This window comes from Streptomyces sp. NPDC002788 (assembly GCF_053592115.1).
Window position 1 is genome coordinate 132,999 of sequence record NZ_JBSFVB010000019.1, and the last position, 21,682, is coordinate 154,680.

Sequence of the window (21,682 nt, forward strand, 5' to 3'; positions counted from 1 at the left end):
CAGCGCGGACACCCCGCCCGTCGGCGTCACCCACCGGCCCCCGCGACGACTCGCCCCAGCACCTGCCGGGCATAGGCCTCGTCGTACGGCACCCCGGTCAGCAGCACCTGGAGGCAGATGCCGTCGACGACCGCCACCAGCGCCCGGGCGGTCACGGGGTCCGTCCGTCGGGACAGCTGCTCGGCGACGCCCTCGGCCCACTCGGCGGCGACGGGCCGCAGCGCGGGCCGGCGCAGGGCGGCAAGGTACAGCTCGTACTCGAGCTCCACCCCCGTACGGTCACCGGCGAGCCACTGGCCGATCCACCCGGCGAGTTCGGCGGCCAGATCGGTCCCGGGACCATCCGGACCGCCACAGGAGGCGATCACCTTGGCGAAGCCCTCGTTGGTCTGCCGCAGTGCGGCGACCAGCAGCTCGTCGAGGGTCTTGAAGTGGTACGTCGTGGAGCCGAGCGGGACGTCGGCCTCGGCGGCGGCAGTGCGGTGGCTCAGTCCGGCGATGCCCCTCGAGCCGACGACCCGGATCGCCGCGTCGATGATCCGCTGCCGCCGCTCGGGGTCGTGGCGCCGGGGCATCAGTGCGCACCTCCCAGGTTCAGCACCACGACTCCGACGATGATCAGCGCGATCCCGACGGCCTTGGCGACGGTCATCCCCTCCCCGAGGAAGACGATGCCGATCGTGGCGATGGCCGCCGTGCCGGCTCCGGCCCAGATGGCGTAGGCCGTGCCGACGGAGACGGTTTTCAGCGTCTGCGCGAGCAACCCGAAGGAGAGGAGATAGCCGGCGAGCGTGAGCAGCGAGGGCGTGAGCCTGCTGAACCCGTCGCTGTACTTCATGGCGGTGGTCGCGCCCACTTCGGCGGCTATGGCGCCGGCCAGCAGCAGATATCCCATGCGTACGACCGTACACAACATCTGTACGACCGTACACAAAGAGGCCTCGGATATCGGTGAGAAACCGCTCTCGCAAAACGAGTCCCAGGGGTCCCACGCGTCCACTACGGTGTCCACCGATCACACACCGGGCCACCACAACTGCGCCGCCGTCAAGGGTGCCCGCGGAGGAAAAGCGCATGGCAGAAGACAAGTCCCGGCCCCCGCAGGACCGCCCGTGGGAGAGCGGCTGGGCCCCGGACACCACCCGGGCACCGGGAACGCGACGGCTCTGGCTGGCGGGCGCCCTCGCCCTGGCCACGGTCACCGCGTGCGTCACGGCCATCACCGTGAGGGAGAACGAACCGCGCGAGACGACGCCCGAGGCGGCGGAGCCGACCACACTCGGCAGCTCGGCCCCGGGTGGCCTGATCTCGTTCGCGACCCCCTCCAAGAGCGGCTCGAAATCGCCGGGCGCGGACCGCGGCCACCCGTCCCCCACGCCGACCACGAGCGCACCCACCAGCGCCGCCCCCACGCCGGAGCCGCAGAAGAAGGCACCGAAGTCACCGGCGCCCGACACCTCTTCGAAGACCCCGAAGCCCCCGTACGCCGGCGGCACCTCCATACGCTCGGTCAACTACCCCGACCGCCACTGGCACGTGCGCGACGGCTACGTCCGCCTGGACCGGATCGGCTCCGGATCCGAACAACGGGAGGACGCCACCTTCAAGCGCGTCGCGGGTCTCGCCGACCCCTCCTGCTACTCATTCGCCACCGCGGACGGCCGCTACCTCCGCCACCGCAGCTTCGTCCTGGTCAAGGACGGCGATGACGGCTCCGCCCTCTTCCGCAAGGACGCCACCTTCTGCCCCCGCCCGTCCCACGCGGGCTCGATCATGCTGGAGTCGGTCAACTACCCCGGCCGCTTCCTGCGCCACCGCGACTTCCGGCTCCGCCTCGACCCGTACCAGCGCAGCGACCTGTACCACGCGGACTCGGCGTTCTGGCTGGAGCCGGGTCTGAGCTGACGCCTCGGGGCACGCATGGCGAAGGACTCCGGTGTTTCCCCTGGCGCAAGAAGCGGCCAGCGACCCCTTTCGGACGCTCGTCCGTGCACTGCGCCACTGAACGACCGAGGCCCCCGGTGCCCTGTTCCTGCGGATCTCGAAATCCACTCAAGGGTCTCCGGGGGCCTCGACGGGGCCGGTCGGCTGCTCAGACGTTGAAGCCCAGCGCCCGAAGCTGCTCCCGCCCGTCGTCCGTGATCTTGTCCGGGCCCCACGGCGGCATCCAGACCCAGTTGATGCGCAGTTCGCTCACGAGGCCGTCCGTGGCCGACTTGGCCTGGTCCTCGATGACGTCCGTCAGCGGGCAGGCCGCCGAGGTCAGGGTCATGTCGAGCGTCGCGATGTTCGCTTCGTCGATGTGGATGCCGTAGATCAGGCCGAGGTTGACGACGTCGATGCCCAGTTCGGGGTCGACGACGTCGTACAGCGCCTCACGGACCTCTTCCTCCGAGGCCGGCTTCATCTCAACGGTCTCGCTCATGCCGTCGTCTCCTTCTCGGCGTCGGCTCCGCCCAGCACCTGGGCCGTCGCGTCCTTCCAGGCCATCCAGCTCAACAGGGCGCACTTGACCCGGGCCGGGTACTTGGACACCCCGGCGAACGCGACCGCGTCCTCCAGGATGTCCTCCATCGCGTCGTCGGGTTCGATCCTGCCCTTGGACTGCATCAGCTCCAGGAAGGTCTCCTGGATCTTCTGCGCGTCGGACAGGTCCTTGCCGACCAGCAGTTCGTTCAGCACGGACGCCGAGGCCTGGCTGATGGAACAGCCCTGGCCCTCGTACGAGACGTCCTCGATCGTCGTGCCGTCGTACTTCACGCGCAGCGTGATCTCGTCACCGCACGTCGGGTTGACGTGGTGCACCTCGGCGTCGCCATCCCGCAAGCCCCGCCCGTGCGGGTTCTTGTAGTGGTCCAGGATGACTTCCTGGTACATGGAGTCCAGCTTCACGGTCTCAGCTCACGCCCTTCAGCCGAAGAAGTTCCGAACGTGCTCCAGGCCGTCGACCAGCGCGTCGATCTCGGCCGGCGTGGAGTACAGATAGAACGACGCTCGCGTGGTCGCAGGAATTCCGTAGCGCAGGCAGACCGGACGGGCGCAGTGGTGGCCGACCCGGACCGCGATGCCCTGCTCGTCGAGGACCTGGCCCACGTCGTGCGGGTGGATGTCGCCCAGGGTGAAGGAGATCGCCGCGCCCCGCTCCTCGGCCGTGGTCGGGCCGATGATGCGCAGGTCGGGGACCTCCAGCAGCCGCTTCACGGCGTACTCGGTGAGCGCGTGCTCGTGGGCGAGGATCTTGTCCATGCCGATCGAGCTGAGGTAGTCGATCGCCGCGCCGAGACCGACCGCCTGGGCGATCGGGGGTGTGCCCGCCTCGAACTTGTGGGGCGCCGGGGCGTACGTCGACGAGTGCATCGACACGGTCTCGATCATCTCGCCGCCGCCGAGGAACGGAGGCAGGTCCTCCAGCAGCTCCTGGCGTCCCCAGAGGATGCCGATGCCGGTCGGGCCGCACATCTTGTGGCCGGTGAAGGCCACGAAGTCGGCCTGCAGGGCCTGCACGTCCAGCGGCATGTGCGGCGCGGCCTGGGAGGCGTCGACGCACACCAGGGCGCCGACTTCCTGGGCGCGGCGCACGATCGCCTCGACCGGGTTCTGGGTGCCGAGGATGTTGGAGACCAGCACGAAGGAGACGATCTTCGTCTTCTCGGTGATGACCTCGTCGATGTTCGACAGGTCCAGGCGGCCGTCGTCGGTGAGGCCGAACCACTTCAGCTTCGCGCCCGTGCGCTGCGCGAGCAGCTGCCACGGCACGATGTTGGAGTGGTGCTCCATCTCCGTGATGACGATCTCGGTCTCGGAGTCCACGCGGTAGGGCTCGTCGGCCCAGCCCAGCATGTTCGCCACGAGGTTGAGCGACTCCGAGGCGTTCTTGGTGAAGATCACCTCGTCACGCGAGGGCGCGTTGATGAACTCCGCGACCTTGTCGCGCGCGCCCTCGTACAGCGCCGTGGCCTCCTCGGCGAGCACATGCACACCGCGGTGGACGTTGGCGTTGTAGCGCTCGTAGTACTCACTGAGTGCGTCCAGCACCTGGCGCGGCTTCTGGCTGGTCGCCGCGTTGTCCAGGTACACGAGCTTCCGACCGTCGTGGACCTGCCGGTCCAGGATCGGGAAGTCCTTGCGGATCGCCTCGGTGTCGAGGAGGCCCGGCAGTTGTGTCACGCGGATACGCCACCCTTCGTGTAAGCCTCGTAGCCCTCGTTCTCCAGCTTGTCGGCGAGCTCGGCGCCGCCGGACTCGACGATGCGGCCGGCGGAGAACACGTGGACGAAGTCGGGCTTGATGTAGCGCAGGATGCGCGTGTAGTGCGTGATCAGCAGGGTGCCGACCTCGCCGGTCTCGCGGACGCGGTTGACGCCCTCGGAGACGACGCGCAGGGCGTCGACGTCCAGGCCGGAGTCGGTCTCGTCGAGAACCGCGATCTTCGGCTTGAGCAGCTCCAGCTGGAGGATCTCGTGGCGCTTCTTCTCACCGCCGGAGAAGCCCTCGTTGACGTTGCGCTCGGCGAAGGCGGGGTCCATGTTGAGGCGCTGCATGGCCTCCTTGACCTCCTTCACCCAGGTGCGCAGTTTGGGGGCCTCGCCGCGGATGGCGGTCGCGGAGGTGCGCAGGAAGTTCGACACGGAGACACCCGGGACCTCGACCGGGTACTGCATCGCCAGGAACAGGCCGGCGCGGGCGCGCTCGTCGACGGACATCTCCAGGACGTCCTCGCCGTCGAGGGTGACGGTGCCGCCGGTGATCGTGTACTTCGGGTGTCCCGCGAGGGAGTAGGCGAGGGTCGACTTGCCCGAGCCGTTGGGGCCCATGATGGCGTGCGTCTCGCCCTGCTTCACGGTGAGGTCGACACCCTTGAGGATTTCCTTCGTGCCGTTCTCGACCTCGACGGTGACGTGCAGGTCTCGGATTTCAAGCGTTGCCATGGGTGCCTCAGGACTCCTGGGTGAGGGAGACGAGCACGTCGTCCCCTTCGATCTTTACGGGGTATACGGGGACGGGGCGCGTCGCGGGAAGGGCGTCGGGCTTGCCGGAGCGGAGGTCGAAGCGCGAGCCGTGCAGCCAGCACTCGATGTGACAGTCGTCGACCTCGCCCTCCGACAGGGAGACGTTCGCGTGCGAGCAGATGTCGTGGATCGCGAACACCTCGTCCTCGGTCTGCACGATGGACACGGGCGTGCCGTCGAGTTCCACCCGCTTCGGGGTGTCCTCCTCCAGCTCGCCGAGACCACAGGCGCGTACGAAGGTCATCCGACCGCCGCCTCCAGCTCCTCCTCGATCTTGGCGATCAGGCGCTCCTCGATGTCCGGGAGGCCGATCTGCTGGACCAGCTCGGCGAAGAAGCCGCGGACCACCAGACGGCGGGCCTCGTGCTCCGGGATGCCGCGGGCCATGAGGTAGAAGAGCTGCTCGTCGTCGAAACGGCCGGTCGCCGAGGCGTGGCCGGCGCCGACGATCTCGCCGGTCTCGATCTCGAGGTTCGGTACGGAGTCCACGCGTGCCCCGTCCGTGAGAACCAGGTTGCGGTTCATCTCGTACGTGTCCGTGCCCTCGGCGGCGGCCTCGATGAGCACGTCGCCGATCCACACCGCGTGCGCGCCATCCCCCTGGAGCGCGCCCTTGTAGACGGCGTTCGACTTGCAGTGCGGGACGTTGTGGTCGACCAGGAGGCGGTGCTCCTGGTGCTGGCCCTGGTCGGTGAAGTACAGGCCGAACAGCTCGGCCTCGCCGCCGGGGCCGGCGTAGCTGACGCGCGGGTGCAGCCGGACGAGGTCGCCGCCGAAGGTGACGACGACCGACTTGAAGGAGGCGTCGCGACCGACGAGCGCGTTGTGCTGGGCGACGTGGACGGCCTCGTCGTCCCAGTCCTGGACACAGACGACGGTCAGCTTGGCGCCGTCGCCCAGGAGGTAGTCCACGTTGGCGGCGAGCACCGCGTCACCGGTGTGGTCGATGACCACGACGGCCTCGGCGAAGGCGCCCAGCTCGATCACCTGGTGGCCGAAGGCGGTGCCGCCCTCGCCGTGCACCGCGATGCGGATCGGCTCGGTGAGGACGGTCTCCTTCGGCACGGTCACAACGGAGGCCTTCTCGAACGCCGAGTAGGCCTGGGCGGCGACGCGGTCCACCGGGGTGCCCGCCCTGCCGAGCCGCGCGTCGTCGCGGCCGACGGTCTCGACGGTGACGCCCTCGGGGGCCTGGACGTCGACCTTCAGTCCGTTGCCGGTGGCGACGGCGGTGCCGTCGTGCAGGCCGCGCAGGCGCTCCAGCGGGGTGAACCGCCACTCCTCCTCGCGGCCGTGCGGAACGGGGAAGTCCGCGACGTCGAAGGAGGGGGGCGCGCTCATGCGGGTGGCGACGGTCGACTCGGCCGCCACCGCGATCGAGCCGGTGGTGGTAGAACCCACCGGGATGTTCTGAGCCTCAGCCATGGCTGTCGTAGTGCTCGCTTTCCGTTGCGTAAGGGGCTTGATGGGACGGCGGCGGGGACTAGCCGACCGCGCCTTCCATCTGCAGCTCGATCAGCCGGTTGAGCTCCAGCGCGTACTCCATGGGGAGTTCCTTGGCGATGGGCTCGACGAAGCCGCGCACGATCATCGCCATCGCCTCGAACTCGCTCAGACCGCGGCTCATCAGGTAGAAGAGCTGGTCCTCGGAGACCTTGGAGACGGTGGCCTCGTGCCCCATGGACACGTCGTCCTCGCGGACGTCCACGTAGGGGTAGGTGTCCGAGCGGGAGATCGTGTCGACCAGCAGCGCGTCGCAGAGCACGTTCGACTTGGAGCCCGCGGCGCCCTCGCCGATCTCGATCAGACCGCGGTAGGACGTACGGCCGCCACCGCGCGCGACGGACTTCGACACGATGTTGGACGAGGTGTTCGGCGCCATGTGGACCATCTTGGCGCCCGCGTCCTGGTGCTGGCCCTCGCCGGCGAAGGCGATGGACAGCGTCTCGCCCTTGGCGTGCTCGCCCATCAGGTAGACGGCCGGGTACTTCATCGTCACCTTGGAGCCGATGTTGCCGTCGACCCACTCCATGGTCGCGCCCTCGTAGGCCACGGCGCGCTTGGTGACCAGGTTGTAGACGTTGTTCGACCAGTTCTGGATGGTCGTGTAGCGGCAGCGGGCGTTCTTCTTGACGATGATCTCGACGACCGCGGAGTGCAGCGAGTCCGACTTGTAAATCGGGGCGGTGCAGCCCTCGACGTAGTGCACGTAGGCACCCTCGTCGACGATGATCAGCGTCCGCTCGAACTGGCCCATGTTCTCCGTGTTGATACGGAAGTAGGCCTGGAGCGGGATCTCGACGTGAACGCCCGGCGGCACGTAGATGAAGGAGCCGCCCGACCACACGGCGGAGTTCAGCGACGCGAACTTGTTGTCGCCGACGGGGATGACGGTCCCGAAGTACTCCTTGAAGAGCTCCGGGTGCTCCTTCAGGGCCGTGTCGGTGTCGAGGAAGATGACGCCCTGCTCCTCCAGGTCCTCGCGGATCTGGTGGTAGACGACCTCCGACTCGTACTGCGCCGCGACACCGGCGACGAGGCGGTTCTTCTCGGCCTCGGGGATGCCCAGCTTGTCGTACGTGTTCTTGATGTCCTCGGGCAGGTCCTCCCAGGACTCCGCCTGCTTCTCCGTGGAGCGCACGAAGTACTTGATGTTGTCGAAGTCGATGCCGGAGAGGTCCGAGCCCCAGTTCGGCATGGGCTTCTTCTCGAACAGGCGCAGGCCCTTGAGACGGAGCTTGGTCATCCACTCCGGCTCGTTCTTCTTGGCGGAGATGTCGCGGACGACGTCCTCGTTGATGCCGCGCTTGGCAGAGGCGCCGGCCGTGTCGGAGTCGGCCCAGCCGTATTCGTACTTGCCCAGGCCCTCGAGCTCAGGGTGGGCAGTCTCCGTGGGGAGAGTCATGCGGGGTTCCTCCCGGCCGTGCTTGCAGATGCGTTGTGGGAAATCTTGGGGATGAACGTCGTGCAGACGCCGTCGCCGTGCGCGATGGTGGCGAGTCGCTGTACGTGCGTACCGAGCAGCTCCGCGAAGAATTCCGTCTCCGCCTCGCACAGCTGCGGGAACTGCTCGGCGACGTGGGCGACCGGGCAGTGGTGCTGGCAGAGCTGTTCACCCTGCTGCGGGTGGGGCGCGCTGCGCGCCGCAGCAGCGTACCCGTCGGCGCTCAGGGCCTTGGCCAGGGCTTCGGTCCGCTGCTCGGGCGCGGCGGCCTCGACCGCCTGGCGGTACGCGCTCGCCTGCGCCGCGATCCTGGCGCGGGCGAAGGCAGCGATCGCCTCGTTGCCGCCCTCGCGGTCGGAGATCCAGCGCAGCGCGTCCGCGGCGAGCTTGTCGTAGGACTGGTCGAAGGCGTCCCGGCCGCAGTCCGTCAAGGCGAACGCCTTGGCCGGCCGGCCGCGGGTACGCGCGCCGTAGACCCGCTGCTCGCGCGCCTCCACGACTCCGTCGCCCGTGAGGGCGTCGAGGTGCCGGCGCACGGCCGCCTGGGTCAGGCCCAGCCGCTCGGCGAGCTCGGCGACGGTCGAGGGGCCGTGGTCCAGGATGGACCGCGCGACCCGGTTGCGGGTGGACCGGTCCGCGCGCAACCCAGCCGCGAGCTCCTCCTGCGGGACCCCCATGGGGGTCTCCTGAGCCTCGCCGACGTTTTTCACAACGCCATTGTTGCGTAATTCTTCAGGGCCGGGCAAGCCGCGCCGGGCCACCCGACGGTGCCGTGTGTCACTTAGGCAAACCTAACTGACCTGCGGAAACGATCTTTTCCGATCGACACTGAGGTCTGATGGACCCCATGGGACCGGCGTGACTCCTGTGGCAGAAATGACCCTTTCGTTCTATTTTCTAAGTAAACGCACCTCTTTCGGCGGGATGCCGATGAACTCACAGCACGGACTTGTACACGTCTTGGTGATCGAGGACGACCACGATGTCAGTGCCCTGCTGAAGCGGCATCTGGTGGGACTCGACTGCCGCGTGACCGTCGCGGACTCGGGCGAGAAAGGGCTGGACCTGGCGTTCGCCGATCCCCCGGACATGGCGATCGTCGACATGTTGCTCCCCGGGATCGACGGGCGGGAAGTCATCCGCAGACTGCGAGCGAACGAGCGGACGAAGCGCTGCCACCTGGTCGTCTCGTCCGTGCTCGACAGGGAGTACCTGGTCGAGCTCGCGACGGACGCACTGCTGGCCAAGCCGTTCCGGCAGGCGACGGTGGCACGGCTGCTCGCCTCCTACCGCAGCTCCGTATCGCAGGAGGAGTAATGGCTCGTGTCCTGATAGCCGACGACGACGCCGACATCCGAGACCTCGTGGCGTTCAAGTTGACGCAATGCGGTCACCAGGTCACGGCCGTGGAGGACGGGGTGGCCGCGCTGCGAGCGGCGGGTGCGCAGCCTTTCGATCTCGTGCTCCTCGACATCCGGATGCCGGGGATGTCGGGACTGGACGTCTGCCGCGCGGTGCGCGCGGCCCCTGGAACCGCCTCGCTCCCCGTCATCCTGATCACTGCCCGCTCCCAGGAGGGAGACGTCGAACTCGGCTTCGCGGCGGGCGCCGACGACTACATCGTGAAACCGTTCAGTCCGCGGGAGCTGTCCAGCCGCGTCGCCGCGATGCTCAGCCGGGTAGAGCGGTGATCCCCCTCGGCTTCATCACCCAGGCGCTGCTGTTCCTGCTGTCCTTCGGACTGGCCCTGAGTCTGCTGATCACGGGCATCCGCGGTGTACGTGCCTACCGGCAGGGCAGACGCCGACGCATCGCGGCGCCGGTGCGTGCTCTGCTCCTGGAACTGCTGTGCGCACCGGAGCACGAGGAGAGCGAACTGCTGGACCGCATCACGCGCGTCGACAAGCGGACCTGGACGGCACTGGAGCCGACCGTCGCGGCGATGCTGGACAAGGTCTCCGGACGAGCGCGCACCACGCTGGTCCAGCTGTACGAGCGGCGCGGTTCCCTGGCGGACGCCGTCGCCCGTCTGCGCAGCAGCAGTACGATCCGGCGCGGGCGTGCCGCACAGGTGCTCGGCCAGCTGCACCACCGCCCGGCGGCCGTGTCGCTGTGCCGCCTTCTCGACGACCGGGATCGGGAGGTGCGGCTGACCGCGGCACGGGCGCTGGGCCACATCGGTGACCCCGTGGCCGTACCACACCTGCTGGCCAGCCTGCACGGGGCGCGCACCGTGTCGCCCGCGATGGTCACGGCCGCGCTTGCCTCCCTCGGCCCTGACGCGGTACCCCGCGTCGCGGCGGGGCTCGGGGACCCGGCGCACGTCGTCAGGGCCGTGGCCATCGAAGTGCTGGGGGTGACCGGCGCGATCACCCGCACCCCCGACATCGTCCATGCGCTGCGGGAGGACCCCGACACCGAAGTCCGGATCCGGGCAGCCCGCGCCCTGGGCAGGCTGGGTATGCCCGACGGCCTGGAACCGCTCCTGGCTGCCATCCGGCCCGGTCAGCCGGTCGTCCTGCGGATGGTGGCCGCCGGGGCGCTCGGCGATCTGGGGGCTGTGGCGGCGACAGGCCCGCTGAGGGAGGTGCTCGGTGACACAGACCCGCACGTAGCAGGCACCGCGGCGCGGGCGCTGCTGCGGCTCGGCCCGGCGGGTGAGGCGGCGTTGCGCGAGGCCGCCGACGGCCGCTCGGACACGCGGGCCGTTGCCCAGGCCAGGGCCGCCCTCGCAGAGGCGGCCGTCGGCGGCACGCGCCACGACGTCCTGGTGGGGATGGCTCTGTGAGCCCGAACGGGGGCGGCCCTGTGCACACGGCGCAGGTCGAGTTGTGGGACGGAGCGCTGGGCACGCTGCACGGTCTGATCATGGTGTGCGACACCGCGATCATCCTGTACTTCATAGCCATCAATAGCGGTTACCTGGTGCTGATCCTCCTCGCCCTCGCTGAGCTCGTCAGGAGGCAGCGCCGGGCGTCCTTCGCCGGCTACGAGGATGCCGCCGCCAGCCCGTTCACCCCTCCCATCTCGGTGATCATGCCGGCGTACAACGAGGCGGCCGGCATCACGGACGCCGTGCGGGCCATGCTCCTGCTGCGCTACCCGGTGTTCGAGGTCATCGTCGTCGACGACGGCTCCACCGACGGCACGCTCGACGCTCTCACCGACGCCTTCGACCTCGCCGAGGTGGATCATGTCGTACCCGAGGACGTCCCCATGCGGGGCAGGGTCCTGTCCCTGCACCTACCGAGGGGAGGTCCCGTGCCCGTGGTGGTGGCCCGCAAGGAGAACGGCGGCAAGGCCGACGCGCTCAACGTCGGGATCAACTTGGCTCGCTACCCGCTGGTGTGCATGGTGGACGCCGACTCCATCTTGGACTCCCAGGCCCTGCTCGCCGTCGCCAAACCGTTCAGCGACGACCCTCTGCGGGTGGTGGCGTCGGGAGGTGTGGTCGGCATCGCCAACGGCTGCACCGTCGATGCCGGACGTGTGGTCGAGGTGCGCGCCCCCACAGACCTGCTGGGATGCGCACAGGTCGTCGAGTATCTGCGCGGCTTCTTCCTCGGCCGTGCGGGTTGGTCGAAGGTCGGCGGACTGCTGATCATCGCCGGCGCCTTCGGCCTGTTCCGGCGGGATGCGGTGGTGGCGGTGGGAGGTATGGACCCGGACTGCATCGGTGAGGACGCGGAACTCGTCGTCCGCCTCCACCGGCACCTGCGCGAGCAGGGCCGCCGTCATCGCGACTACCGCATCGTCTTCGTCACCGAGCCGATCTCATGGAGTGAGGCACCCGCCACGTTGCGAGTCCTCGCGCGCCAGCGGCGCCGGTGGCAGCGTGGCCTGACGGAGATCCTGCTCAAGCACCGCCGCATGATCGGCAACCCTCGCCACGGCCGCGTCGGGCTGGTGGCCCTGCCGTTCTACGTGCTCTTCGAGCTGGTGGCCCCGTTGGTGGAACTCGCCGGTTTGGTGCTGGTGCCGCTGAGCGTGCTGATCGGCGCGGTGGACGTGGACTTCCTGTGGCGCTTCCTGCTCGCCGCCTACGTCTACGCGGTGATCATCGGACTGGTGTCGGTCGCCGTCGAGGAGTACGCCTACCACCGCTTCTCACGGTGGCGGGACATGTGGGGCGTCCTCGTCGGCACGGTCATCGAGAACATCGGCTACCGGCAGATCACGGCGTGGTGGCGGTTGTGCGGTATGTGGGACGCACTGCATCGGGCGCCGCAGGTGTGGGGCTCGATGCAGCGCAGCGGATTCGGCCCGTCCGAGCGGGTCCGGAAGGGCGGCGGTCCACTGTGAGGATCACCAGCGGACGACGCGGCGTATGCGTGGCACGACGGCTCACCATGGCCTTCGGTCTGCTGATCGCTCTGCTCCTGCTCGTGGGGGGAGGGGCACTGACAGTGTCCCGGGTGGCGGACGACATGCACGATCGGGCTTACCGGCTGCAGCCGGTGCTGCGCGAGAACGTGCGCGTGCGCGACCAGGTGACCCGCATGAGCCGTGCCGTGCGCACCTACCTCCTCACCGGTGACACGGCCGCACGCAGCAGCTACCGCCATATGCGTGACGAACTCTTCGCCACCCTTGCCGAGGCCCGGCGGGTCGCCCCCGCCTCGGCCCGCTCCGACCTCGCGGCGCAGGACCGGCAACTGCGTGCCTACGTGCGACTCGCCAACGAGCAGGCGAAGGCCAGTCCCGGCAGCGCCGACGCTCGTCGGCTGACCGCCCAGGCCGGCCGGCGGCTCGCGGCGTTCGACACCATCAACCAGCGCCTCGAGGCGCGGCTCACCAGCGATATGCAGCGTCTGGAGGACGGAACCGACACGTTCCTCGACGGCAGCGTCGTTGCCATCGGCGTCCTGCTGGCGGGGGGCGTGGCCCTGGCCGTGTTCACGGCGGTGCGCACCACCCGCGCCCTCACCAGACCGCTGCAGAGCACCGCCGCGACACTGGACCGGCTGGCCTCGCGCGAGCACTCGGCGCGAGCGCAGGAGGTGGGACCGCTGGAAATCCGGGCGGTAGCCCGGTCCGTCAACGCACTCGCGGACGAGAGCGACCGGCTGCGCACGGTCGAGGAGGAGCGCCGCAGGCTGTCACAGGCCGCCAGGGAGACCGGCCTCCGGATCAGGGACCAACTCGACGTCGACTACGTCCTCGACGCGGCGTGCGTGGGGATGGGCGACGTCCTGGCCGCCGATTACGTCTTCATCCTGCTCGCCGACAACGACGGTTCGGCATTCCCCGTAGCCCGGGTATGGTCCGCGGAGCGGGGCCTGCTGCCGGAGGAGGAGGGGAGGGACATACCGACGCTCCCGGCGGACGTGGTCCGCGACCACTACCAGCGGGGAACCGTCTGGCTGATCACCGACATGCCCCGGTACGTGTCCGACACCACGCCGCTGCCGGGCGCCCCCGGCTCCTTCGGGAGGACCGGTATGCCCGCCGAGAACCGCGCCGCCGCGGCGGCCCTGGGTCTGGACTCGGTGGTGATCACACCCATCGGAGTGGGAGAGCAACCGATCGGCGCCGTTGCGGTGGCCCGTCTCAGCGCCGACCGCCCCTGGCGTGAGATGGACATCGAAATCGCCGAGTCCATGGCCAGCGGCGTCGGCCGGGCCTTGAACACCGCCCTGCTCTACGAGCAGGAGTCGAGTCTGGTGGAGAAGCTGCGTGCCCTGGACAAGGCCAAGAGCGACTTCCTGTCCACCGTCTCGCACGAGCTGCGCACCCCGCTGACCAGCATCGTGGGGTACATCGAGCTGCTGAAGGACGAGGAGACGGGTCCGCTCACCCCGCCCCAGTCGCACATGCTGGACGTCGTCGACCGCAACGCCAACCGCCTGCGGACGCTCATCGAGGATCTGCTGACCCTTTCGCGCATTGAGTCCGGAGCATTCGGCTCGAAGAAGGAACGGGTCGACTTGTGCCGGCTGGTGGCGGGTGCGGCCGATGCCATCCGGCCGGTCGCAGAGGCCGCCTCCATCGGCGTGGAGACTCAATGTCCCTCCCGGCCCCTGCTGCTGGAGGCGGACAACGACCAGCTCGACCGGGTCCTGATGAACCTGCTGTCCAACGCGGTGAAGTTCACCCCGGAGGGCGGGACGGTCACCGTACGTGCCGAGGCGCGGGACAGCGAGGCGGTCCTGAGCGTCAGCGACACCGGCATCCCCCTCGCCGAGCAGGAGCAACTCTTCCAGCGGTTCTTCCGTGCCTCGAACGCCACGGAGTCGGCCATCCCCGGCACCGGCCTGGGACTCACCATCGTAAGGACGATCGTGGAGAACCACGGCGGCGAGGTGGAGGTCGACTCCGAGGAGGGCCGCGGCACCACCTTCACCGCCCGGCTGCCGATCGGCGTCCCGAACGGGGCGGCCGCCTCGTCCTGAGCCCCCCGCCGGATCGGGCGGATCAGACGGTGTCCTCGAAGGTCACGCCCCGCGCCCGATAGTCGGCGACGGAGGCCTGCACCGCGGACGGGCTGAGCACCTGGTCCTGGGCGAAGAACACGTAGTCGACGCTCTGCTCGTACGCGCGTGCCTTCCGGCTGCTGATCCCCAGCAGATTGATCAGCCAGTGGTTGAAGCGGATGCTCATCATCGATTCGGGCAGGTACGGCTGGCTGTGCGTGGCGAACAATCGGCCGTCGATGTAGTAGGTGACGGCGGTGCTGTCGACCGTGATGACCAAGTCGTGCCACCCGTTGAAGCTCGCGCGCTCCTGGGTGGTGACGTGCTCCTCCTGGGGTGGGTCCTCCGAGTACGTCTCCCAGGAAGAGGCGAGCAGCGCGCTGCCGGTGATGCCCCATCCGCCGTTGGGCAGGTACTCGAAGTCGAGTTCGCTGTAGTCCGGGTCCATGGGGTAGTTCAGCGGCGAGATGGTGAAGAACGTCTGCACCATGCGGTCGCCGTCCGGGCCGTAGATCGGCGCGTCGCTGAAGCGGACCCGCGCGGCGTAGGTGCCGTACAGGAACTTGCGCTGCTGATAGATCTCGGTGTGCTCGGTGCCGCTCGCCGTGCCGTTGGTACCGGAGCGCATCGTCATGACCGAGTTGCCGGACACCGTGGCGAAGGTGATGTTCTGCGGCTTCCACGTGGCACCGGGCACGCCCGGCCCGCCCTGGCCGGACCGCAGTGTCCAGCCGTGATGGGCGAGCTGCGGATCCAAGTGGCCGGTGTAGTTGAAGTCGTCGAACAGTGCCGGGCCGACGAGGGACTGGGCGGCCGCGCGCGGGGCCGGGACGGCGACGAGGGTTACGCACAGCAGCCCGAAGGCCACGAGCCAGGCGGCGGTCCTCATCCGTGAGAGCAAGGCGTTTCTGAGCATGGGTCAACTGCCTTTCCTGCGAAGCGAAAGGACGTCCGCTGCCCGACCTGCGCGGACCAGGCAAGTGAAACATCGTCAGAAGAGGAGGCATACGCCGGATGTGACCGGTTCACCCGAACGGCCCTCTGTGCGCTCCGTCCGGAACGTGCACGTCTGCAACTCGGACGCGCGGCGCCCTTGACGGCCAGGTAGACGCGGTGCTGCGCGCCGGTCCGGATGCGGAGCGTAAGGCGAGCTGGAGCAGGAGAACGCCGAAGACGATGCCGACCACCGGCGAAACCCTGAACGGCGGCGGCCACGGACAGGGATCACCAACCCGCCCGTTCCGGGCGGCGGGCGCGTACCTAGACTCGGTACCATGCGAAGTGAGCCCGTGGTCCAGGTCCAGGCCCTGGTGAAGCGGTACGGCACGAAGACCGCGGTGGACGGGCTCGACCTGGTGGCCCGGGAGGGTGTGACCGCCGTGCTCGGCCCCAACGGGGCGGGCAAGACGACCACGGTCGAGACCTGCGAGGGGTACCGGAAGCCGGACTCCGGCACGGTGCGCGTCCTGGGCCTCGACCCGGTCGGGCAGTCGCGCGATCTGCGGCCGCGCATCGGCGTGATGCTCCAGTCCGGCGGCGTGTACTCGGGCTCCCGGGCCGACGAGATGCTCCGCCACGTGGCCAAACTGCACGCGCACCCCCTGGACGTGGACGCGCTCGTCGAACGCCTCGGGCTCGGTTCCTGCGGCCGGACGACGTACCGGCGGCTGTCCGGCGGGCAGCAGCAGCGCCTCGCGCTGGCGATGGCCGTGGTCGGGCGCCCGGAGCTGGTGTTCCTGGACGAGCCGACCGCCGGGCTCGACCCGCAGGCCCGCCGCGCCACCTGGGACCTGGTCCGGGACCTGCGCGCCGACGGCGTCTCGGTGATCCTCACCACGCACTACATGGACGAGGCCGAGCAGCTCGCCGACGACGTGGCGATCATCGACGCGGGCCGGGTCATCGCCCAGGGCTCCCCGGAGGAGCTGTGCCGGGGCGGCGCCGAGAACACGCTGCGCTTCACCGGCCGTCCCGGCCTGGACGTCGGCTCGCTGCTGAAGGCCCTGCCCGCCGACTCCTCCGCCGCCGAGCTGACACCGGGTTCGTACCGGGTCGCCGGCAAGGTCGACCCGCAGCTGCTCGCGACGGTCACCTCCTGGTGCGCCCAGCACGGGGTGATGCCGGAGAAGATCTCGGTGGAGCGGCACACCCTCGAAGACGTGTTCTTGGAGCTGACCGGCAAGGAGCTGCGTTCGTGACCACCGGCACCGGGATGTACACGCCGAGGCCCGGCGCGGCGCCCCTCCCCCGCATGATCGCGGCCCAGGCCGCGCTCGAGACGAAGATGCTGCTGCGCAACGGCGAGCAGCTGCTGCTCACCGTCGTCATCCCCACCCTGCTCCTGGTGCTCTTCAGCACCGTGGACATCGTCGACACGGGCGCCGGCGAGGCGGTCGACTTCCTCACACCCGGCATCCTCGCGCTCGCGGTGATGTCGACCGCGTTCACCGGCCAGGCCATCGCGACCGGCTTCGAGCGGCGCTACGGCGTCCTGAAGCGACTCGCCTCCTCGCCCCTGCCGCGCTGGGGCCTCATGGCGGCGAAGACGCTGTCCGTGCTGGTCACCGAAGTGCTCCAAGTGGTGCTGCTGACGGTGATCGCCTTCGCGCTCGGCTGGTCGCCGCAGGGCAACCCGTTCGCCGTCCTGCTGCTCCTGGTCCTCGGCACGGCGGCCTTCTCGGGCCTGGGCCTGCTGATGGCCGGGACGCTGAAGGCCGAGGCGACGCTCGCCGCCGCCAACCTGGTGTTCCTGCTGCTGCTCGTCGGCGGCGGAGTCGTGGTCCCGCTCGACAAGTTCCCCTCCGGCGCGCAGGACGTGCTCGGTCTGCTGCCCATCGCGGCCCTGTCCGACGGGCTGCGGGACGTGCTCCAGCACGGGGCCGGGATGCCCTGGGGTGATCTGGGGATCCTGGCGGTCTGGGCCGTGGCCGCGCTGGCGGCGGCCGGACGGTTCTTCCGCTGGGAGTGACACCCGCGACGGCTGCGAGAAAGCCCACCCCGGACCCTCGTGAAAGCGTGCACAAGCGGCGTCCTACGATGGGGGGCGTGCCAAACGTGACCCGCGCCGACGCCAGGGCGGCCCTGCGCAACCCGCTCGCCTTCATCGCCGAGCGCTGGACCCCGGAACCCCGGACGGTCCAGCGGGCGGCCCTCACCGCGCTCCTGATGTCGGTGGTCATCGTCGTCACCGGCGGTGCCGTACGCCTGACCGGCTCCGGCCTGGGCTGCCCGACCTGGCCGAACTGCACCGACGGCTCACTCACCCCCACCAGCGCGATGGGCGTGCACGGCGCCATCGAGTTCGGCAACCGCATGCTGACGTACGTGCTGTGCGCCGCCGTCGGCTGGGCGATCATCGCCGCGCGCTCGCAGAAGCCGTACCGGCGTGGCCTGACGCGGCTGGGCTGGGCGCAGTTCTGGATCGTGATGAGCAACGCGGTGCTCGGCGGCATCGTGGTGCTGGTCGGTCTCAACCCGTACACGGTCGCGGCCCACTTCGTGGCGACGTCGGCGCTCATCGCGGTGGCCGCGGTGATGTGGCAGCGCACCCGCGAGGGCGACGCGGAACCGCGCCCGCTGGTCGGCAGGGCCGTGCAGCAGTTGGTGTGGTTCCTGGTCGCGGCGGCCGTCCTGCTCATCCTGGTCGGCACGGTCGTCACCGGCGCGGGCCCGCACGCGGGCGACTCCAGCGAGGTCGAGCGGATGCCGGTCGACTGGGAGACGGTCAGCAAGCTGCACGCCGTGCTGGCGTGGATCGTGGTGACGCTGACGTTCGCCCTGTGGTTCGTCCTCAAGGCGGTCGACGCGCCCAAGGACCCGCTGAACCGCACCCGCGAACTGTTCCTGATCCTTCTCGCGCAGGGCGTCATCGGCTACGTCCAGTACTTCACTGACCTGCCCGAGATCCTGGTCGGTCTGCACATGCTCGGCTCGGCCGTGATGTGGATCTGGGTGCTGCGGGTGCTGCTGTCGCTGCGCGTACGGCCGGAACTCGTGGCCGACGTGCCCGGTCCCGCGGCCGAGGCCACCCTGACGAAGGCCTAGCCGAGCCCGTACACCCTGCGCGCGTTCCCCGACGCCAGCATGCCCGCCACCCGCTGCGCGTCGGCCAGGGACCACGCGCCCTCGGCGACCCAGGTGCCCAGGACCCTCCCGAGCCCCTCGCGGAACAGGCGGGCGCCCACCACGTGCAGCTCGGGCAGCCCCTGCGCGCCGGTGGAGAAGAGGATCTTGCCGAAGGGGGCCAGTTCCAGGATCTCCGCGAGGACGGTCGCGGCCCGGGCGCCGGTGCGGACCAGGGCGGCGCCGGAGTCGACGTAGACGTGCGGGAAGACGCCGGCCAGGTGGGCGGCGTGCCGGTGGTACGGGTAGCAGTGCAGCAGGACCAGGTCCGTACCCAGCCCGGCCGTGGCCCGGACGAAGTCCGTCAGCAGCACCGGGTCCGTACGGTCGACGCGCAGGGCCGGGGCGCCCAGCCCCGCGTGCAGCTGGAGCGGCAGGCCCGAGGCGGCCGCGCTCCACAGCAGGTGCCGCAGCAGCACGGGATCGTTCAGCTCCCCGCCCACACCGCGCCCGGCGAGCCAGCGGCCGACGGCTCCCCGCACCTCCCCCGGCCCGGGCGGCTCCGGCGCGAGCGCGAGGCCGTGCCGTACGCCCGCGACCGAGGTGAAGGCGACGGCGTGCGCGGCGGCGGCGTGCACGGACTCGGCGAGGTTGGCGAGGAAGGACTCGACGGTCCCGGAGGTGTCGGCGACCTGCTCGGCGAGCAGTTCCAGGCGCACGATCTCGCGGGCCTCGGCGGCTCCGGCGGAGGCCAGCTCGCCGGGTTCGGTCAGATCACCGGGCAGGCCGGTGTCGACCAGGTACGTCGTGATGCCGCTGCCGCGCAGGAGCCGGCGGGCGGACTCCAGGACGCCCAGTTCGCGGCGGCGGGCCAGGTAGCGGGCCGGTGCGCAGTGGGATTCCAGGCCGAGCAGGGGTGGGCACCAGCGTCTGACGGCGAAGCCGGTCTGGGTGTCGAAGAGGGTGGTGCCGGGCGCCGGTGGGCCCTCCGTACGGAGGAGGTGGGCCTCGAAGGTGCCGAGGCCCAGCTCCGTGCGGAGCACTCCGTGGCAGTACTGGTCCACTAGGGACGGCGTTTCGATCATCCGGGCTCCCCGGGGTGGACCCTGTTGTTCCTATGGGTCCTAACGGGTTAACCGGTTTCAGGTCGCGGTCCCTACGGGGAGCGCGGGTGTTCCGGCGGCCGCGGGTGGTGGTGGGGCTGATCGCGCCCACGCGGCGGAGCCGCACATCGATCCAGCCCAGCGCCCCCGAGAAGGTCAGTCGTTCTTCGGGCCGCCCACCTGGATCCCTGCCATGCGCGTCCACTCGTAGGGGCCGGTCTTCACCTTGGCCGCGAACTCGCCGTCGAAGGACTCGTGCGCCGTGATGCCGGACTTCTCCACGGCCTTCTCGGCGATCTCGTAGGACGGGGCCACCAGGTCGCCCCAGTTGCCGTCCTCGCCGACCAGGACGATGCGGGCGCCGCGTTCGCCGAGGTGGGCGACCTGACCCTCGGCGCCGCCGTGGGCCTTGGAGAAGGAGCTGATCTGCTTGGCCAGCCGGGCCACCTTGCGCTCGGCCTTCGGGTCAACCTGCTGCGTCTCTGCCATGACCAGGATGCTACTCAGCAGTAGATCGACTGGCGAGAGCAGGGCCCTGTGACGTACGTCAGCGCAGGAACGGGTCGACAGCCACGGCCACGAACAGCAGCGACACGTAGGTGATCGACCAATGGAACAGGCGCATCTCCTTCAGCTTCGCGCCCGTCACCTCCGCCTTCGCGCGGTTCTGCAGGCCGTGCGCCTCCCAGAGCCAGAAGCCGCCCGCCAGCAGGGCGACCGCCGTGTAGAACCAGCCGGTGTAGCCGAGCGGGGTCAGGAGGAGCGAGACGGCGACCATGACCCAGCTGTAGATCACGATCTGCTTGGCCACGACCTTGTTGGAGGCGACCACCGGCAGCATCGGGACGCCCACGCGCGCGTAGTCCTCCTTCACCTTCATGGACAGCGGCCAGTAGTGCGGCGGCGTCCAGAAGAACATGACGAGGAAGAGGATGATCGGCGCCCACGACATCGAGTTCGTGACCGAGGACCAGCCGATCAGCACGGGCAGACAGCCGGCGATGCCGCCCCACACGATGTTCTGCGAGGTACGGCGCTTGAGGATCATCGTGTAGACCACGACGTAGAACAGCAGCGCACCCAGGGAGAGCCAGGCGCTCAGCCAGTTCACGGTGAGGCCGAACAGCAGCGTCGAGGCGACGGCCAGTGTGATGCCGAAGACCAGGCACTCGCGCGGGCTGACCATGCCGGTCACCAGCGGGCGCTGCGACGTGCGGTCCATCAGGGCGTCGATGTCGCGGTCGATGTACATGTTGAGCGCGTTGGCGCCGCCCGCGGACATGTAGCCGCCGACGCAGGTCAACAGCACCAGCGTCAGGTCGGGCACGCCCTGCTGCGCCAGGAACATCACCGGAACCGTGGTGATGAGCAGCAGCTCGATGATCCGCGGCTTGGTGAGAGCCACGAATCCCTTGACACGGGCCCCGAACGGCCGGTGGGCCGGGCTCTGGTCCGTCCCGATCATCCCCGCTGGACGGGATTCAACGGCCGTCACGCACACCCCTACAGAGACATCCCAGCGAGCCTCACCCGTGTGAAGTCCCGGTAAAGGCTCGCGCGTACCACGCCACTTTAGACGTTGCCCAGACTCGGGCATTCGCGGGGGTCGGCTCGTGTTGGCAGGCGGGTTCCGAAGGGCGCGTCGAAGCTCGATTGAGCACCCGGATGAGCGGCTCCGTATTCACCTGTCGAATGCGGTACGTCCCAGTCGGGAGGCGGAATCGGGATGACGCCCGGCACTCTGGAGTGACTCGGAAATTCGCACGTCCCGCGGGGGTAGGCTCGGCTGCGGCCGGTGGGCGCCCCGATACACCGGCATCCGACATGTGGAGAGGAGCCCTGACCCAGGGTGAGCACCAAGCCGACCACCACAGACCTCGAGTGGACCGAGTTGGACCAGCGGGCCGTCGACACCGCGCGTGTCCTGGCCGCCGATGCCGTACAGAAGGTCGGTAACGGCCATCCGGGTACGGCGATGAGCCTGGCGCCTGCCGCCTACACCCTCTTCCAGAAGGTGATGCGGCACGACCCGGCGGACGCCGACTGGGTCGGGCGCGACCGCTTCGTGCTGTCCGCCGGCCACTCGTCCCTGACGCTCTACACCCAGCTGTACCTGGCGGGCTTCGGCCTGGAGCTGGACGACCTGAAGTC

The 21,682-nt window shown here is 69.5% G+C and carries 23 protein-coding genes and 1 pseudogene; 10 read left to right on the forward strand and 14 right to left on the reverse strand.

What is annotated here, in order from left to right; translation table 11 throughout:
• Positions 1-26: 26 nt before the first annotated feature.
• The gene (locus tag ACWD1U_RS30455) at positions 27-575 is read right to left on the reverse strand and encodes a TetR/AcrR family transcriptional regulator (protein ID WP_451112354.1); all 549 of its coding nucleotides are present in this window, start codon (positions 573-575) and stop codon (positions 27-29) included.
• Complete coding sequence (locus ACWD1U_RS30460; RefSeq protein ID WP_451112356.1) at positions 575-895, reverse strand: DMT family transporter; 321 nt, start codon at positions 893-895, stop codon at positions 575-577. The genes ACWD1U_RS30455 and ACWD1U_RS30460 overlap by 1 nt, the downstream gene beginning before the upstream one ends.
• 179 nt (positions 896-1,074) lie before the next feature.
• Between ACWD1U_RS30460 and ACWD1U_RS30465 the strand changes: the two genes are divergently transcribed.
• Positions 1,075-1,905 carry an AbfB domain-containing protein gene (locus ACWD1U_RS30465; RefSeq protein WP_451112358.1) on the forward strand — a complete coding sequence of 277 codons (831 nt, stop codon included), beginning with the start codon at positions 1,075-1,077 and terminating at the stop codon, positions 1,903-1,905.
• 187 nt (positions 1,906-2,092) lie between these two features.
• Here ACWD1U_RS30465 and ACWD1U_RS30470 read toward each other — a convergent pair whose 3' ends face one another.
• The 8 genes from ACWD1U_RS30470 to ACWD1U_RS30505 are packed head-to-tail and all read right to left on the reverse strand — an operon-like array spanning position 2,093 to position 8,663.
• Positions 2,093-2,425: a metal-sulfur cluster assembly factor gene (locus tag ACWD1U_RS30470; protein WP_053670670.1), complete on the reverse strand. Its 333-nt coding sequence runs from the start codon at positions 2,423-2,425 to the stop codon at positions 2,093-2,095.
• The gene (gene sufU, locus ACWD1U_RS30475; protein ID WP_451112360.1) at positions 2,422-2,892 is read right to left on the reverse strand and encodes a Fe-S cluster assembly sulfur transfer protein SufU; all 471 of its coding nucleotides are present in this window, start codon (positions 2,890-2,892) and stop codon (positions 2,422-2,424) included. Before sufU ends, ACWD1U_RS30470 begins: the two co-directional genes overlap by 4 nt.
• A gap of 18 nt (positions 2,893-2,910) precedes the next feature.
• Positions 2,911-4,167 (reverse strand): cysteine desulfurase, encoded by a 1,257-nt coding sequence (locus ACWD1U_RS30480; RefSeq protein WP_451112362.1) that lies wholly within the window; start codon positions 4,165-4,167, stop codon positions 2,911-2,913.
• A complete protein-coding gene (gene sufC, locus ACWD1U_RS30485) occupies positions 4,164-4,928 on the reverse strand; it encodes a Fe-S cluster assembly ATPase SufC (protein ID WP_451112364.1) in 765 nt (254 codons plus the stop codon). The genes ACWD1U_RS30480 and sufC overlap by 4 nt, the downstream gene beginning before the upstream one ends.
• Positions 4,929-4,935: 7 nt before the next feature.
• Positions 4,936-5,253 (reverse strand): non-heme iron oxygenase ferredoxin subunit, encoded by a 318-nt coding sequence (locus tag ACWD1U_RS30490; RefSeq protein WP_451112366.1) that lies wholly within the window; start codon positions 5,251-5,253, stop codon positions 4,936-4,938.
• Positions 5,250-6,434, reverse strand: coding sequence for a Fe-S cluster assembly protein SufD (sufD, locus tag ACWD1U_RS30495; protein ID WP_451112368.1), 1,185 nt, complete (start codon positions 6,432-6,434; stop codon positions 5,250-5,252). Before sufD ends, ACWD1U_RS30490 begins: the two co-directional genes overlap by 4 nt.
• A 58-nt stretch (positions 6,435-6,492) precedes the next feature.
• Entirely contained in the window at positions 6,493-7,914 is a 1,422-nt protein-coding gene (sufB, locus tag ACWD1U_RS30500) for a Fe-S cluster assembly protein SufB (RefSeq protein ID WP_451112369.1), read from the reverse strand.
• Positions 7,911-8,663, reverse strand: coding sequence for a helix-turn-helix transcriptional regulator (locus tag ACWD1U_RS30505; RefSeq protein ID WP_451112371.1), 753 nt, complete (start codon positions 8,661-8,663; stop codon positions 7,911-7,913). Before ACWD1U_RS30505 ends, sufB begins: the two co-directional genes overlap by 4 nt.
• Positions 8,664-8,916: 253 nt before the next feature.
• Here ACWD1U_RS30505 and ACWD1U_RS30510 point away from each other — a divergent pair, with 253 nt between their 5' ends.
• The 5 genes from ACWD1U_RS30510 to ACWD1U_RS30530 are packed head-to-tail and all read left to right on the forward strand — an operon-like array spanning position 8,917 to position 14,345.
• Positions 8,917-9,270: a response regulator gene (locus ACWD1U_RS30510; protein WP_451112386.1), complete on the forward strand. Its 354-nt coding sequence runs from the start codon at positions 8,917-8,919 to the stop codon at positions 9,268-9,270.
• Positions 9,270-9,644 carry a response regulator transcription factor gene (locus ACWD1U_RS30515; protein ID WP_451112372.1) on the forward strand — a complete coding sequence of 125 codons (375 nt, stop codon included), beginning with the start codon at positions 9,270-9,272 and terminating at the stop codon, positions 9,642-9,644. Before ACWD1U_RS30510 ends, ACWD1U_RS30515 begins: the two co-directional genes overlap by 1 nt.
• The gene (locus ACWD1U_RS30520) at positions 9,641-10,741 is read left to right on the forward strand and encodes a HEAT repeat domain-containing protein (RefSeq protein ID WP_451112373.1); all 1,101 of its coding nucleotides are present in this window, start codon (positions 9,641-9,643) and stop codon (positions 10,739-10,741) included. The genes ACWD1U_RS30515 and ACWD1U_RS30520 overlap by 4 nt, the downstream gene beginning before the upstream one ends.
• Complete coding sequence (locus ACWD1U_RS30525; RefSeq protein ID WP_451112375.1) at positions 10,738-12,255, forward strand: glycosyltransferase family 2 protein; 1,518 nt, start codon at positions 10,738-10,740, stop codon at positions 12,253-12,255. Before ACWD1U_RS30520 ends, ACWD1U_RS30525 begins: the two co-directional genes overlap by 4 nt.
• A 29-nt stretch (positions 12,256-12,284) precedes the next feature.
• On the forward strand, positions 12,285-14,345 hold the full coding sequence (locus ACWD1U_RS30530; RefSeq protein WP_451112376.1) for an ATP-binding protein: 2,061 nt from the start codon (positions 12,285-12,287) through the stop codon (positions 14,343-14,345).
• Between the two features lie 22 nt (positions 14,346-14,367).
• On the opposite strand, the gene ACWD1U_RS30535 is transcribed toward ACWD1U_RS30530, so the two are convergent.
• Positions 14,368-15,255, reverse strand: coding sequence for a glycoside hydrolase family 16 protein (locus tag ACWD1U_RS30535; protein ID WP_451112378.1), 888 nt, complete (start codon positions 15,253-15,255; stop codon positions 14,368-14,370).
• A gap of 385 nt (positions 15,256-15,640) precedes the next feature.
• On the opposite strand from ACWD1U_RS30535, the gene ACWD1U_RS30540 reads away from it, so the two are divergent.
• From ACWD1U_RS30540 to ACWD1U_RS30550, 3 genes are all read left to right on the forward strand, one after another.
• Positions 15,641-16,564 (forward strand): ABC transporter ATP-binding protein, encoded by a 924-nt coding sequence (locus tag ACWD1U_RS30540; protein ID WP_451112379.1) that lies wholly within the window; start codon positions 15,641-15,643, stop codon positions 16,562-16,564.
• Between the two features lie 14 nt (positions 16,565-16,578).
• Positions 16,579-17,334, forward strand: coding sequence for an ABC transporter permease (locus ACWD1U_RS30545; protein ID WP_451112388.1), 756 nt, complete (start codon positions 16,579-16,581; stop codon positions 17,332-17,334).
• A gap of 68 nt (positions 17,335-17,402) precedes the next feature.
• Positions 17,403-18,410, forward strand: coding sequence for a COX15/CtaA family protein (locus tag ACWD1U_RS30550; RefSeq protein ID WP_451112381.1), 1,008 nt, complete (start codon positions 17,403-17,405; stop codon positions 18,408-18,410).
• Here the strand turns inward: ACWD1U_RS30550 and ACWD1U_RS30555 are convergent.
• The 3 genes from ACWD1U_RS30555 to ACWD1U_RS30565 all read right to left on the reverse strand — a co-directional run bounded on the left by ACWD1U_RS30555 (position 18,407) and on the right by ACWD1U_RS30565 (position 20,996).
• Complete coding sequence (locus ACWD1U_RS30555; RefSeq protein WP_451112382.1) at positions 18,407-19,513, reverse strand: amidohydrolase family protein; 1,107 nt, start codon at positions 19,511-19,513, stop codon at positions 18,407-18,409. The genes ACWD1U_RS30550 and ACWD1U_RS30555 overlap by 4 nt on opposite strands.
• Positions 19,514-19,687: 174 nt before the next feature.
• Entirely contained in the window at positions 19,688-20,020 is a 333-nt protein-coding gene (locus ACWD1U_RS30560) for a hypothetical protein (RefSeq protein ID WP_451112384.1), read from the reverse strand.
• Between the two features lie 58 nt (positions 20,021-20,078).
• Complete coding sequence (locus tag ACWD1U_RS30565; protein ID WP_451112385.1) at positions 20,079-20,996, reverse strand: heme o synthase; 918 nt, start codon at positions 20,994-20,996, stop codon at positions 20,079-20,081.
• A gap of 384 nt (positions 20,997-21,380) precedes the next feature.
• On the opposite strand from ACWD1U_RS30565, the pseudogene ACWD1U_RS30570 reads away from it, so the two are divergent.
• Positions 21,381-21,682 (forward strand): annotated as a pseudogene (locus tag ACWD1U_RS30570) (transketolase); the annotation flags it as partial.

Bases quoted from the DNA above. Each gene is read 5' to 3' on its own strand.
- ACWD1U_RS30455 (WP_451112354.1), bottom strand. From the start codon at position 575: ATGCCCCGGCGCCACGACCCCGAGCGGCGGCAGCGGATCATCGACGCG.
- sufB (WP_451112369.1), bottom strand. From the start codon at position 7,914: ATGACTCTCCCCACGGAGACTGCCCACCCTGAGCTCGAGGGCCTGGGC.
- ACWD1U_RS30515 (WP_451112372.1), top strand. From the start codon at position 9,270: ATGGCTCGTGTCCTGATAGCCGACGACGACGCCGACATCCGAGACCTC.
- ACWD1U_RS30550 (WP_451112381.1), top strand. From the start codon at position 17,403: ATGGGGGGCGTGCCAAACGTGACCCGCGCCGACGCCAGGGCGGCCCTG.
- ACWD1U_RS30535 (WP_451112378.1), bottom strand. From the start codon at position 15,255: ATGAGGACCGCCGCCTGGCTCGTGGCCTTCGGGCTGCTGTGCGTAACC.
- sufC (WP_451112364.1), bottom strand. From the start codon at position 4,928: ATGGCAACGCTTGAAATCCGAGACCTGCACGTCACCGTCGAGGTCGAG.
- ACWD1U_RS30465 (WP_451112358.1), top strand. From the start codon at position 1,075: ATGGCAGAAGACAAGTCCCGGCCCCCGCAGGACCGCCCGTGGGAGAGC.
- ACWD1U_RS30565 (WP_451112385.1), bottom strand. From the start codon at position 20,996: ATGATCGGGACGGACCAGAGCCCGGCCCACCGGCCGTTCGGGGCCCGT.
- ACWD1U_RS30490 (WP_451112366.1), bottom strand. From the start codon at position 5,253: ATGACCTTCGTACGCGCCTGTGGTCTCGGCGAGCTGGAGGAGGACACC.
- ACWD1U_RS30560 (WP_451112384.1), bottom strand. From the start codon at position 20,020: ATGGCAGAGACGCAGCAGGTTGACCCGAAGGCCGAGCGCAAGGTGGCC.
- ACWD1U_RS30460 (WP_451112356.1), bottom strand. From the start codon at position 895: ATGGGATATCTGCTGCTGGCCGGCGCCATAGCCGCCGAAGTGGGCGCG.
- ACWD1U_RS30540 (WP_451112379.1), top strand. From the start codon at position 15,641: ATGCGAAGTGAGCCCGTGGTCCAGGTCCAGGCCCTGGTGAAGCGGTAC.
- ACWD1U_RS30555 (WP_451112382.1), bottom strand. From the start codon at position 19,513: ATGATCGAAACGCCGTCCCTAGTGGACCAGTACTGCCACGGAGTGCTC.
- ACWD1U_RS30470 (WP_053670670.1), bottom strand. From the start codon at position 2,425: ATGAGCGAGACCGTTGAGATGAAGCCGGCCTCGGAGGAAGAGGTCCGT.
- sufD (WP_451112368.1), bottom strand. From the start codon at position 6,434: ATGGCTGAGGCTCAGAACATCCCGGTGGGTTCTACCACCACCGGCTCG.
- ACWD1U_RS30545 (WP_451112388.1), top strand. From the start codon at position 16,579: ATGTACACGCCGAGGCCCGGCGCGGCGCCCCTCCCCCGCATGATCGCG.